Below are 12574 nucleotides of genomic sequence, written 5' to 3' on the forward strand. Positions count from 1 at the left end.
CTTCGCCCGGCGGCGCTACGCTGGCCGGGCTCATATCTCTTTTGACGAATGATTGTTTGTAAGCCTGTTGTGCGCAGCGATACCAGGCCTTTCCGTGTTCCAGGCGTTAACATCCTCTCGATCTTCCCCTGCATCCGGTTTATTGTGGTGATTCCTGCCCTGTGTAACCCTGGAGAATCATCGCGTGTTTCAGAAAGTTGACGCCTACGCTGGCGATCCCATCCTCTCGCTGATGGAAAAATTTAAAGAAGACTCCCGTAGTGACAAAGTGAACCTCAGCATCGGTCTTTATTACAATGAAGACGGTATCATTCCGCAATTACAGGCGGTTGCTGAAGCGGAAGCGCGTCTGAATGCTGCGCCGCACGGGGCTTCTGTTTATTTGCCGATGGAAGGTCTGAACACTTACCGCAACGGTATCGCACCTTTATTGTTTGGTGCCGATCACCCGGTGCTGGCGCAAAATCGCGTGGCGACCATCCAGACGCTGGGCGGTTCCGGTGCGCTGAAAGTAGGGGCTGATTTCCTCAAACGTTATTTCCCAGGTTCAAAAGTGTGGGTCAGTGACCCAACCTGGGAAAACCACATCGCCATATTTGAAGGGGCTGGCTTCGAAGTAAGTACTTACCCATGGTTTGATGAAAACACCAACGGTGTGCGTTTCGAAGCGCTGCTGGAAAAGCTCAATAGCCTGCCAGAAAAAGATATTGTTCTGCTGCATCCTTGCTGCCACAACCCGACCGGTGCGGATCTCACCGATGCCCAGTGGGATGCGGTGACGGAAGTCCTGAAAGCACGCAACCTTATCCCGTTCCTCGACATCGCCTATCAGGGCTTTGGCGCAGGCATGGAAGAAGATGCGTACGCCATTCGCACCATTGCCAGCGCAGGCTTGCCCGTGCTGGTCAGCAATTCGTTCTCCAAAATTTTCTCTCTGTATGGCGAGCGCGTGGGCGGCCTTTCTGTCGTGTGTGAAGACAGCGAAGTGGCCAGCCGCGTGCTTGGCCAGCTGAAAGCCACAGTGCGCCGTAACTACTCCAGTCCGCCGAATTTTGGCGCACAGGTGGTGTCGACTGTGCTCAACAATGCTGACCTGAAAGCCTCCTGGCTGGCGGAAGTAGAAGCCATGCGTACCCGTATTCTGGCGATGCGTCAGGAACTGGTGACAGTGCTGAAGCAGGCGATGCCGGAGGGGAATTTTGATTACCTGCTGAAGCAGCGCGGCATGTTCAGCTACACCGGGCTGAGCGCTGCTCAGGTCGATCGTCTGCGTGAAGAGTTTGGCGTCTACCTGATTTCCAGCGGACGTATGTGCGTGGCGGGTCTCAACTCGCGTAACGTTCAGCGTGTTGCCCAGGCGTTCTCTGCTGTAATGTAAGTGCTCACTTACGCTGGCTTTTGCGTTAAGGCAAGGCCAGCGTGTTTAAAGTCCTGGCAACAGTAAGGGTTTGTGATCATCACCCTTTTCTATGACATTAATCGTCAATATTCCTTCCCTTCATGTGTTCGCGCGGTTAAGGTCAACCTGACTGCTGGGCAGTCATCCTCTTCGAAAAAATAAAAACTGGCTCATTCAGGGATAAAAATGCGCAAAATTAGCCTGGCGCTTAGCGCCGTTTGTTTGCTGTTTACCTTAAACAGCGCTGTTGTCGATGCCCACGCTTCCTCGCCATCTCCGCTGTACGTGGGGACAAATGTCGCGAAGCTCGCCGAACAAGCGCCCATTCATTGGGTTTCTGTGGCGCAAATAGAAAACAGCCTGTTAGGTCGCCCGCCGATGGCCGTAGGATTCGATATTGATGACACCGTGCTGTTCTCAAGCCCCGGTTTCTGGCGCGGTAAAAAAACGTATTCACCAGAAAGTGAAGCCTATCTGAAGAACCCGGAGTTCTGGGAAAAAATGAACAACGGCTGGGACGAATTCAGCATCCCGAAAGAAGTGGCTCGCTCACTGATTGCGATGCACGTGAAGCGTGGCGACAGCATCTACTTTGTGACTGGCCGTAGCCAGACCAAAACCGAAACCGTAACGAAAACCCTGCAAGACGATTTCTTGATCCCTGCGGCCAACATGAACCCTGTGATTTTCGCCGGGGATGAGCCGGGTCAAAACACCAAAACGCAGTGGTTGCAGAGCAAGAACATCAAGCTGTTTTACGGTGACTCAGATAACGATATCACCGCTGCCCATGACGTTGGAGCCCGTGGCATCCGTGTTTTACGCGCTTCAAACTCGACCTACAAACCGTTGCCAAATGCCGGTGCGTACGGCGAAGAAGTTATCGTTAATTCCGAATATTGATCGCAGAAAACGGCAGACGTCAGGTGTGCCGTTTTTTTAATCAGTTTCGTTTCCCCTTTCCCCCGACTTGCTGCACACTTAGTCAGAAGATCTTCATGGCAGAACGCGGCATCGTGCCGCTGGGCTACAAGGGGAATAACGATGACCATTTCGGAGTTACTGCAATATTGCATGAGCAAGCCCGGTGCGGAACAGAGCGTTCACAGCGACTGGAAAGCCACGCAGATTAAAGTCTCAGACGTGTTGTTTGCGATGGTGAAAGAGGTGGAAGGTCGCCCGGCGACGTCACTGAAAACCAGCCCTGAACTGGCAGACTTGCTGCGCCAACAGCACGGCGATGTCCGGCCAAGCCAGCATTTGAATAAAGCACACTGGAGCACCGTTTATCTCGACGGAACGCTGCCGGATTCGCAGATTTACTACCTGGTGGATGCCTCTTATCAGCAGGCGATGGGGCTGCTGCCGGAAGCGGTCCGACAGCAGCTTTCAGACTGATTACAGCATAGGTTTGAGGAAGCGTGCCGTGTGCGAGGCTTCGCACTCTGCCACGGTTTCTGGCGTGCCTGAAACCAGGATTTCCCCGCCGCCGCTACCGCCTTCCGGACCGAGGTCAACAATCCAGTCTGCGGTTTTAATCACGTCGAGGTTGTGCTCAATCACCACAATGGTGTTGCCCTGATCACGCAGCTGATGCAGGACGTCGAGCAGTTGCTGAATATCCGCAAAGTGCAGACCGGTGGTCGGCTCATCAAGGATATAGAGCGTCTGGCCCGTACCGCGTTTTGACAGCTCACGCGCCAGTTTCACGCGCTGGGCCTCACCACCGGACAATGTTGTTGCGGATTGCCCAAGGCGAATGTAAGTCAGGCCGACATCCATCAACGTTTGCAGCTTACGCGCCAGCGCTGGTACGGCATCAAAGAACTCGCGTGCTTCTTCAATCGTCATATCCAGCACTTCGTGGATGGCCTTGCCTTTGTACTTAATCTCCAGCGTTTCGCGGTTATAGCGTTTGCCTTTGCACTGGTCGCACGGCACATAGATATCCGGCAGGAAGTGCATCTCAACCTTGATAACACCATCGCCCTGACAGGCTTCGCAACGCCCACCGCGCACGTTAAAGCTGAAGCGGCCCGGCGTATACCCGCGAGCACGGGATTCCGGCACGCCAGCAAACAGCTCGCGAACAGGCGTGAAAATGCCCGTATAGGTTGCCGGATTAGAGCGGGGTGTACGGCCGATTGGGCTCTGGTCGATGTCGATAACTTTGTCGAAATGCTCAAGACCCGAGACATCACGGTACGGCGCAGGTTCAGCGATAGTCGCGCCGTTGAGTGCGCGCTGTGCTATCGGGAACAGCGTGTCGTTAATCAGCGTAGACTTCCCGGAGCCGGACACGCCGGTCACGCAGGTGAACAGCCCAACCGGCACGGTCAGCGTGACGTCTTTCAGGTTGTTGCCACGTGCGCCGGTCAGCTTGAGGACTTTTTCCGGATTGGCCGGAACGCGCTGTTTCGGCACTTCGATTTTACGCTTGCCGCTCATGTACTGGCCGGTCAACGATTCAGGCACCGCCATAATGGCTTCTAACGGGCCTTCCGCAACCACTTCACCGCCGTGAACGCCCGCGCCAGGGCCGATGTCGATAACATGATCTGCGGCGCGAATCGCATCTTCATCGTGCTCAACCACAATCACCGTGTTGCCGAGATTACGCAGATGGATAAGCGTGCCGAGCAAACGCTCGTTATCGCGCTGATGCAGGCCGATGGACGGCTCATCCAGCACGTACATCACCCCGACCAGGCCCGCGCCAATCTGGCTTGCCAGACGGATACGCTGCGCTTCGCCGCCGGAGAGGGTTTCTGCGGAACGGGAAAGTGTCAGGTAGTTAAGGCCTACGTTGACGAGGAACTTCAGGCGATCCCCAATCTCTTTCAGCACTTTTTCGGCAATTTTTGCACGCTGCCCGGAAAGCTTCATGTTGTTGAAGAAATCCATGGCGTGACCGATGCTCATGTCTGAAATAGTCGGCAGCGCGGTGTTTTCCACAAACACGTGGCGCGCTTCGCGGTTCAGACGTGTGCCGTCACAGCTGGTACACGGGCGATTGCTGATGAATTTCGCCAGTTCCTCGCGCACCGCATTGGACTCAGTCTCTTTATAGCGACGCTCCATATTATGCAGCACGCCTTCAAACGGATGGCGGCGTACCGAGGTGTCGCCACGGTCATTGATGTATTTGAATTCAATGGTTTCTTTACCTGAACCGTACAACACGACTTTTTGCACGTGCGCGCTCAGGCTGCCCCACGGGGCTTCCACATCAAATTCATAATGTTCCGCCAGTGAGCGAAGCATCTGGAAATAATAGAAATTACGGCGATCCCAGCCGCGGATGGCACCGCCTGAAAGGGACAGCTCAGGGTTCTGAATGATGCGATCCGGATCGAAATATTGCTGCACGCCCAGGCCATCGCAGGTTGGGCAAGCCCCCGCCGGGTTGTTGAACGAGAACAGACGCGGTTCCAGTTCACGCATGCTATAGCCGCAAATCGGGCAGGCAAAGTTGGCCGAGAACAGCAGTTCTTCGGCTTTCGGATCGTCCATGTCGGCGACGACAGCGGTACCGCCGGAGAGCTCCAGTGCGGTTTCGAAAGATTCTGCCAGGCGCTGGGTGAGATCGTCTCGCACCTTAAAGCGGTCAATCACCACTTCAATGGTGTGCTTCTTCTGCAGTTCCAGTTTCGGGGGATCGGAAAGGTCACAGACTTCACCATCAATACGTGCGCGGATATACCCCTGACTAGCCAGGTTTTCCAGCGTTTTGGTGTGCTCGCCTTTACGCTCTTTGATAACCGGGGCCAACAGCATCAGGCGCTTGCCTTCCGGCTGCGACAGGACGTTATCCACCATCTGGCTGACGGTTTGCGCGGCCAGCGGGACATCGTGGTCAGGGCAGCGCGGCTCGCCCACGCGGGCATACAGCAGACGCAGGTAATCGTGAATTTCAGTGATGGTCCCCACGGTAGAACGCGGGTTATGCGACGTTGATTTTTGCTCAATTGAAATGGCGGGTGACAGCCCTTCAATGTGGTCAACGTCCGGTTTTTCCATCAGCGACAGGAACTGACGCGCATAGGCGGACAGCGATTCCACATAGCGCCGCTGCCCTTCGGCATACAGCGTATCGAACGCCAGCGAAGATTTACCTGACCCCGAAAGCCCGGTCACGACAATTAATTTGTCGCGAGGGATGACGAGGTTGATGTTTTTGAGGTTGTGGGTGCGGGCGCCCCGAACTTCGATCTTATCCATTCACCTTTCCCGGTAGAGACTCGGAATGCCTGGTTTGCTTGAAGGACAAACGGCAGAAACGGCTAATTATGACACAGTTTAACCTGAATGAATATACAGTACTGGAATCCAGCTTCAGGGTTTCGCTGCAACAAAGTCTGTCCATCAATGAAACCTGGAATCAGACTCGCAAACTATCAAACGGGCACTTTGTAATGCTACAATCCCCGGCTTAAACTATTTAGATATTCTTTTCAGGAGACACAGTCATGGCCAGCAGAGGCGTAAACAAGGTGATTCTCGTCGGTAATCTGGGCCAGGACCCGGAAGTACGCTACATGCCGAGTGGTGGTGCAGTTGCCAACATTACGCTGGCTACTTCTGAATCCTGGCGCGATAAAGCGACCGGTGAAATGAAAGAGCAGACTGAATGGCACCGTGTTGTGCTGTTTGGCAAACTGGCGGAAGTGGCCGGTGAATATCTGCGTAAAGGCTCTCAGGTCTACATCGAAGGCCAGCTGCGTACCCGCAAATGGACTGACCAGGCCGGTGCTGAAAAATACACCACTGAAGTCGTGGTTAACGTCGGCGGCACCATGCAGATGCTCGGCGGCCGTCAGGGCGGCGGTGCACCAGCAGCCGGTGGCCAGCAGCAGGGCGGAAGCTGGGGCCAGCCACAGCAGCCGCAAGGCGGCAACCAGTTCAGCGGCGGCGCGCAGGCTCGTCCGCAGCAGTCTTCTGCTCCGGCTCCGTCCAACGAACCGCCAATGGACTTCGACGACGATATCCCGTTCTGATTTAACCCTTCAGACGCGATCCGTTGATGAACAAAAGCCTCGTTTACGAGGCTTTTGCTTTTATAGCCGCAGGTGGCGCAGCGGGCGGGAGTTTCGTGGCCAGTTTCTTGCGAGCGACCTCGTCCATGATCAATCGATAGGCGACATAGTACTTGTAGATGTTGCTGACGTAGGTCACCGTCTCCGCACCAATTTTTTCCGCCGCCACATTCTCCACATTGCCAAACCAGACGTTTTCGTTAAACCCTCGTTTTTTCGTTTCAGCACGAAGTTGTGCGATACGTGCGGGGCCAGCGTTGTAAGAGGCGAAGGTAAACAGCGCCTTGTCCAGTGGCGTCATCGGCTCATCGGCGTAATAACGATCAATCATAAAGCGCATGTATTTGATGCCTGCATGGATGTTCGGCTCGACGCTACGAATATCGCCTACGGCCAGTTCCTTGCCGGTGCGTGGCATCACCTGCATCACGCCAATGGCACCCACCGGGCTGCGCACGGTCTGATTAAGACGTGATTCCTGGTAACCTTGTGCCGCCATCAGTAGCCAGTCAACCTGGTACTGCTCCCCGTATTTCTTGAACAAATCCACCATCGTAAGGAATTTGCGGCGTTCTTTTTCTGACGCGGCATCTTTGACATATTCGGCGCTTTTCAGATAGCGCAGCAGCAGGGTGTTGCCGAGTTTGCTGCCTTTTTTATTCTTATCAACAAAAGTGTTCAGCAGGGCAAGAAGCTGAGGATCGTCTTTGCGTACAGCCCAGGCAACATCCGCATGATCGCGAAGGATGACGTCTTCATGCACCTGGATTTTTGGGAACACTTGTTTCCAGAAAAGGGCTTTATGGCGGTCGACGACGATCAACGGGATCAGCCCGGCGTTGAGCATTTCGATCAGATCTTCATCTTCCAGTGATTCCGGCGCGGCTTCGAGTTTGACAGGTGGACGGGACTCTTTGGCAAAACGATCGTTCAACGCCTTCAGGCTTTCGTAATAGCTGGAAGAGAAGCGGACAAAGACGGTCTTGCCTGAGAGTTGATCAAGATTTTGCACCGTTGGCGAAGAGGGGCCAGAGAGTAACAGCTCTTTCACGTTTGGGTATAAAGAGTGGGTGAAGGCGACCTGACTCTCCCGGGAAGGCGTCACGGTAAGATTGGCTGCCGCGATGTCACCTTTCCCCTCATTCAGCGCAGTGAACAGCTGATCGCGAGAGACGGGCACGAAGAGGATCCTCACCTTGAGATGGCGATGTTCGAGCTTGTCGTCTTTAGCCAGTTGCTGGTTTAACGCTTGTTCGAACTGAATAAAAGCATCATGCGTCAGTCCTCGCTGTGTCCCTTTATTGATAAAGAAAAAGGTCTTACTGTAGGTTGTCAGGACACGGATCACCCGACGATCAAGCATGCCTTGTAGATCGCCTTTCCAGGGTTGCAGCACCTCGTCCATGTTGACTTCAAGCGGGAGGGATTCATCTGTTTTTGCGGCAGGAGCGTTTGAATCAGCGGCACAAGCCGGGGTAACAACCAGAAGTGTGGTCAGCAACGTGAGTAGCGCGGCAAAGCTGCGCTGAAAAGTGAGCCTGTGCATGATGCAACGCTCCAGAGGGGTACTGTTCTTATTTTAGTCAATGTCGCGGGCGCAAGCAGGAAATGACGAGGCAAGAAGCACAAAATCGGGCGAAAAAAAACGCCTCCTGAAACAGGAAGCGCTTCCTTCTGATCATATGCCTGCATCAGGTCATGACGATCGGCCATTCTGGTGGCGTCTGGCTCATCACATCCATCATCACGTCTTTAATGTTGTTCCAGACGAGGCTCATGTCGATGAGCGTGATACCTAACAAGCCGGTCGCAAACCAACAGGCGGCAGCAAGGCCGAAGAGACTGCAGATGACCGCCAGTCCGGCGTAATCTGATTTGCGGAACTGAATATTCAACGTGCTGGCCAGAAACATCAGCACAGCGCTCACTAAGGGCCAGCGTAAAAGCACGACGCCAGTGGTGACAGAAACCATGAAACGTATCCTCTGAGAGACTAAGCCGGCGGTAGCTCGGTGTTGCTCATCGGTGGCATCACGATTTGGCTAGCAGCAGGCATTCACGACAAAATGAAACAATGTTTTGTGTTTCATAAGATGTGTGAACTATATCACATTTGTGGATTTATTCGCCATGGGGAGAACGTATCTTTTTATCTGTTTTTGCGTGGGTGACCCGATGACATATTGATTTGAAGAATATATCGGTGGCGAACGCAGGGCCGGGTTGTTCGACATTTCAGTGAGATAGCCGTCAACCCTAAAGTTTAGCGTGTGTACATTATTTACAGCACAAACGTCATGGCTTATGCTTGCTGGACAATTAATTTTACTTGCGATCAATTAATCAGCTATTGATTTCATTGGTTATTTTATTTTTTGTCATGTTACCAAGACAACACAGCGTGTTTTTGTTTTTCTGAGCGTACACCTTCATGATTAACTTGTGCTTAATCATGCGAATCGGTATCTGATTTATTCATTGCAGGATTTGTCATTAACAAACCTGTGATTGAAAAAATGAAGAAAGAAAGATTACACACAGCAATCAACGATGCAGAGCGTAGCCTGCACCGTCTGGCAAAACTCATGCCTGGGTTAACGGCCCGGCATTCGCTGAGCGAGGTATTGAGCCACATTCATCATGTGATGGACGCCCGTCTGTCCTGGATAATGCTGGAAAATGAGGAGACCTGTCAGCTGGAAGTGCTGGGCGACCCGGACAATGCCAACGGCGGGGCGCAACGCTTACTCGACTTGTTGCGACAGCAGCAGGTGCATTGGCGCGTTAAATGCTGGCACAAGGATGTCGGTAAGCTGCTCTATTGCGACGATAATTTTCTCTCAAGGGAATTAGAATGTGGCGTGCTTTGCCGAATAACCCCGCTGCAGGATACTTCGCAAGCGTTTCTCTTTTTGGCCTTTGATCAGTCTTTATTCGCACCCGCCGTTTTACGTAGCGTGGCATTGATTATTGCTGACAAATTACGTGATTACATAACTGAATTAATATCGCGAGAAAGAACAGCTTTGGAATTGCAGAATATCGTCAATCAGTATCGTATTCTTTTTGATCGTGCTCCGGTGTTAATGAATTCATTCGATAAAAATAACCGCTGTATTTTATGGAACGGTGAGTGTGAGCGCGTTTTTGGCTGGACGCTGGAGGAAATTAATCAGAGTGCTGATCCGCTGGCGCTGTTTTACCCCGAGCCCGAAGTCAGGCGAAGGGTCCGCGAATCGGTCAACGTCTCTCCTAGCCTGGAGATGAACGAATGGTACCCGTGCCGTCGCGATGGCACGATCCTGGCGACATTATGGTCAAATATTATGCTTCCCGATGGCGAAATACTGAACATTGGTGTCGACATTACCGAGCGCAAAAGGGCGGAACATCTGCTGGAATTAAAGGCTACCACGGATGCTCTGACCAGTTGTTATAACCGTCTGGCGATTCTGGAGCGTTTGCAGCACTCGGTAGAAAAATGTGAGGAGGAACAGCACGATACGCATTTTGTGTTGGTGATGATTGATCTTGACCATTTCAAGCAGATTAATGATTGTTGGGGGCACCATATCGGTGACGAAGCGCTGATTTATTTCTGCGAGCGCATTCGTTCCCAATGTGACGAGCCGCCGATATTTGGCCGCTTAGGTGGCGAAGAGTTTCTGCTGTTGCTGCCGGTAGCCGATCCTCAACATGCCATTGCGTTTACCGACAAGCTACGTGCGCAACTGCAACATCAGCCTTTCTGTATGGGTGATGTCTCCCTTACCCTATCTTTTAGCGCGGGCGTTATTGCTGTATGCCAGAATAACCACGAAGCAGTTGTGTTATTAAAGCTTGTCGATAATGCCTTGTATGAGGCAAAACGTACTGGCCGCGGTAAAACAATGGTCGCCTCGCTTCCTTCTTTGTGAGTAAACAGGGGGTGATGACCTCATCGCCTGCTATTCTTATTGGGTTTGGCTTAAAGGATTGTTTGGTTCAGTTTTAAACAATAGGGTTAACAAACCTTAATAAATAGCAGACTTAATAAAAACGACAGCCTCACTTTTAGTTTGCCTTACGGGCAAATATTATCGTCATAAACAAATATTAGGTTTTTCCAGGCAAAAGACGGTTGCTAATGTTGATTGATTCATGCAACGTAATCACCTGTCAGAAAGCATCCAGCCTGAATAGCAGGCACATTATATGCAGGGATATCAGGCTGAATATGAATCAGAGTGCGCGAAGCAACGTGCTGAGGGGCTTGGGGGTGATCGTCGTCGTGCTCCTGCCGGTGATGCTTGCGCTTTGGTTTGCACAGCTACGTGCTGAATCTGAAACCCACAGCCAACTGCAAAACTTCGCTCATATTGCGCTAAATAAAACAGAACACGTTATCCGCCAGGCCGATCTCGCGCACGATGCAGCAGAACGCTTTACCGGTGCCGTGTGTTCGCCAGAACATCAGCAGCAGATGTTAAATATTGTTCGCGGCCGTTTATACGTGCAGGATTTAATATACGCCAAAGATAATCAGTTTTTATGCTCCACAGCGGTGCATCCTGACAAAGCATGGCAAATGCCTGAACCGAATTATCGCCGTCATCCTGATATCGCTATCTATTATTATCGTGATACCCCCTTTTACCCGGGTTATAACATGACCTACATGCAGCGGGGGAATTATGTTGCGGTGATTAATCCACTCTCTTACAGTGAAGTGGTGACGGACGATGACACGATCTCTTTTGGTGCCTTTGACACCAAAACCAATGAATTCTTTTCCCTCAGCGAAAATGCAAATCTGGCAACCCTGAAGCCCTTACTCCGCGACAGCAACTCTGCGTTTCAGCATGATGGGCGTTTTTACACCATTGCGTTGTCCGACAAGCGACCGATTGCCATTATTATTTCGTCGTCGGTGTCCCGTTATCTCGACAATTTTCGCCATCAGTCAACCTTGACGCTGCCGCTGGGCCTCATTTGTAGCCTCATTATTCTGCTGGTGTGGACGCGTACCCGGCAGCGGTTAAATTCCCCCAAACGTATGTTGCAACGTGCGCTTATCAAGCAGCAGTTGCGCCTGCACTATCAGCCCATCATTGATATTAAAAATAATCAATGCGTGGGAGCAGAAGCGCTTCTGCGTTGGCCTGGCTTTGACGGCCCGGTCATGAGTCCGGCCGAATTTATTCCGCTGGCAGAAAAAGAAGGGCTGATTGAACAAGTCACGGATTACGTGGTGGAGCATGTCTTCACGGATTTAGGCCATTTTCTGCAAAGCCAGCCTGAGCTTTATGTGTCGATTAACCTCTCGGCATCGGATTTCCACTCTTCGCGTCTGATTGCGATGATTTCTGACAAAGCCCAGCAGTATCGGGTACGTGCGCAGCAGATTAAAATCGAAGTGACCGAACGAGGGTTTATTGATGTGCCGAAAACGACGCCCGTTATTCAGGCGTTTCGCCAGGCGGGCTACGAAGTGGCGATCGATGATTTCGGCACCGGCTATTCCAACTTACATAACCTCTATTCGCTGAACGTCGATATTCTCAAAATCGATAAGTCATTCGTCGATACCCTGACCACCAACAGCACCAGCCATTTGATAGCTGAGCACATCATTGAAATGGCGCAAAGCCTGCGACTGAAAACGATCGCGGAAGGGGTGGAAACGGCTGAGCAGGTAAGCTGGCTGTTAAAACGCGGCGTGGAATACTGTCAGGGCTGGCACTTTGCGAAAGCGATGCCACCGCAGGAGTTTATCCAGTGGCAGCAACGCTCGACACAATCGGTCATGCGCAAGGTCACTCAGGCTGAGATCTGATGGCGGTAATCGCTCGGCGTCCTGTCAAACTCGCGGCGAAATACCCGTGAAAACGTCTGTTGTGAGACGTAGCCTAAATCCATCGCGATATCAAAAATCGGGCGCTGAGTGGTTCTGAGCTCTTCTGCCGCCATCGACAGCCGACGCTGACGAATGTAATCCCCCAGTGTCTGATGCGTGACCTGGCGGAACATCCGCTGCAAATACCATTTTGAATAACCTGATTTTTTCGCGACAACGTCGATGTTTAAGGGTTGATCGATATGGTCATCAATCCATTCAATTAAAGTCTGAACAATTTGCTGATGGGACATAAGCGGCCTC

The 12574-nt window shown here is 52.1% G+C and carries 10 protein-coding genes; 6 read left to right on the forward strand and 4 right to left on the reverse strand.

All coding sequences use genetic code 11. The features are described from left to right. Nucleotides 1-184: 184 nt before the first annotated feature. The 3 genes from tyrB to ACI2I2_RS17380 all read left to right on the forward strand — a co-directional run bounded on the left by tyrB (nucleotide 185) and on the right by ACI2I2_RS17380 (nucleotide 2797). Nucleotides 185-1378, forward strand: a complete 1194-nt coding sequence (gene tyrB, locus ACI2I2_RS17370) for an aromatic amino acid transaminase (protein ID WP_404659019.1) — start codon at nucleotides 185-187, stop codon at nucleotides 1376-1378. A gap of 207 nt (nucleotides 1379-1585) precedes the next feature. Continuing rightward, nucleotides 1586-2302 (forward strand): acid phosphatase AphA, encoded by a 717-nt coding sequence (gene aphA, locus ACI2I2_RS17375; protein ID WP_330983760.1) that lies wholly within the window; start codon nucleotides 1586-1588, stop codon nucleotides 2300-2302. A 141-nt stretch (nucleotides 2303-2443) separates the two neighbouring features. Next, entirely contained in the window at nucleotides 2444-2797 is a 354-nt protein-coding gene (locus ACI2I2_RS17380; protein WP_330983759.1) for an MmcQ/YjbR family DNA-binding protein, read from the forward strand. Here ACI2I2_RS17380 and uvrA read toward each other — a convergent pair whose 3' ends face one another. Next, complete coding sequence (uvrA, locus tag ACI2I2_RS17385) at nucleotides 2798-5620, reverse strand: excinuclease ABC subunit UvrA (protein WP_404659020.1); 2823 nt, start codon at nucleotides 5618-5620, stop codon at nucleotides 2798-2800. Between the two features lie 248 nt (nucleotides 5621-5868). Here uvrA and ssb1 point away from each other — a divergent pair, with 248 nt between their 5' ends. Further along, nucleotides 5869-6396 carry a single-stranded DNA-binding protein SSB1 gene (gene ssb1, locus ACI2I2_RS17390; RefSeq protein WP_404659021.1) on the forward strand — a complete coding sequence of 176 codons (528 nt, stop codon included), beginning with the start codon at nucleotides 5869-5871 and terminating at the stop codon, nucleotides 6394-6396. A gap of 43 nt (nucleotides 6397-6439) precedes the next feature. On the opposite strand, the gene ACI2I2_RS17395 is transcribed toward ssb1, so the two are convergent. Continuing rightward, entirely contained in the window at nucleotides 6440-7981 is a 1542-nt protein-coding gene (locus ACI2I2_RS17395) for a transglycosylase SLT domain-containing protein (RefSeq protein ID WP_404659022.1), read from the reverse strand. 145 nt (nucleotides 7982-8126) lie between these two features. Next, complete coding sequence (locus ACI2I2_RS17400; protein ID WP_330983750.1) at nucleotides 8127-8408, reverse strand: YjcB family protein; 282 nt, start codon at nucleotides 8406-8408, stop codon at nucleotides 8127-8129. A gap of 543 nt (nucleotides 8409-8951) precedes the next feature. Here ACI2I2_RS17400 and ACI2I2_RS17405 point away from each other — a divergent pair. Together ACI2I2_RS17405 and ACI2I2_RS17410 are read left to right on the forward strand one after the other, a co-directional pair. Next, on the forward strand, nucleotides 8952-10352 hold the full coding sequence (locus ACI2I2_RS17405; protein WP_404659023.1) for a diguanylate cyclase: 1401 nt from the start codon (nucleotides 8952-8954) through the stop codon (nucleotides 10350-10352). Nucleotides 10353-10651: 299 nt separating this feature from the next. Then, nucleotides 10652-12250 carry an EAL domain-containing protein gene (locus tag ACI2I2_RS17410; RefSeq protein ID WP_404659024.1) on the forward strand — a complete coding sequence of 533 codons (1599 nt, stop codon included), beginning with the start codon at nucleotides 10652-10654 and terminating at the stop codon, nucleotides 12248-12250. Here ACI2I2_RS17410 and soxS read toward each other — a convergent pair. Beyond that, the gene (gene soxS / locus ACI2I2_RS17415) at nucleotides 12235-12564 is read right to left on the reverse strand and encodes a superoxide response transcriptional regulator SoxS (RefSeq protein WP_330983749.1); all 330 of its coding nucleotides are present in this window, start codon (nucleotides 12562-12564) and stop codon (nucleotides 12235-12237) included. The genes ACI2I2_RS17410 and soxS overlap by 16 nt on opposite strands. Nucleotides 12565-12574 lie beyond the last annotated feature (10 nt).

Origin of the sequence: Scandinavium sp. NPDC088450 (genome assembly GCF_044900545.1) — a bacterium.
Classification (GTDB): Bacteria; Pseudomonadota; Gammaproteobacteria; order Enterobacterales; family Enterobacteriaceae; genus Scandinavium.

Coding starts and splice junctions, on each gene's coding strand:
- aphA (WP_330983760.1), top strand. CDS start 1,586: ATGCGCAAAATTAGCCTGGCGCTTAGCGCCGTTTGTTTGCTGTTTACC.
- ACI2I2_RS17380 (WP_330983759.1), top strand. CDS start 2,444: ATGACCATTTCGGAGTTACTGCAATATTGCATGAGCAAGCCCGGTGCG.
- uvrA (WP_404659020.1), bottom strand. CDS start 5,620: ATGGATAAGATCGAAGTTCGGGGCGCCCGCACCCACAACCTCAAAAAC.
- ssb1 (WP_404659021.1), top strand. CDS start 5,869: ATGGCCAGCAGAGGCGTAAACAAGGTGATTCTCGTCGGTAATCTGGGC.
- ACI2I2_RS17395 (WP_404659022.1), bottom strand. CDS start 7,981: ATGCACAGGCTCACTTTTCAGCGCAGCTTTGCCGCGCTACTCACGTTG.
- ACI2I2_RS17400 (WP_330983750.1), bottom strand. CDS start 8,408: ATGGTTTCTGTCACCACTGGCGTCGTGCTTTTACGCTGGCCCTTAGTG.
- ACI2I2_RS17405 (WP_404659023.1), top strand. CDS start 8,952: ATGAAGAAAGAAAGATTACACACAGCAATCAACGATGCAGAGCGTAGC.
- ACI2I2_RS17410 (WP_404659024.1), top strand. CDS start 10,652: ATGAATCAGAGTGCGCGAAGCAACGTGCTGAGGGGCTTGGGGGTGATC.
- soxS (WP_330983749.1), bottom strand. CDS start 12,564: ATGTCCCATCAGCAAATTGTTCAGACTTTAATTGAATGGATTGATGAC.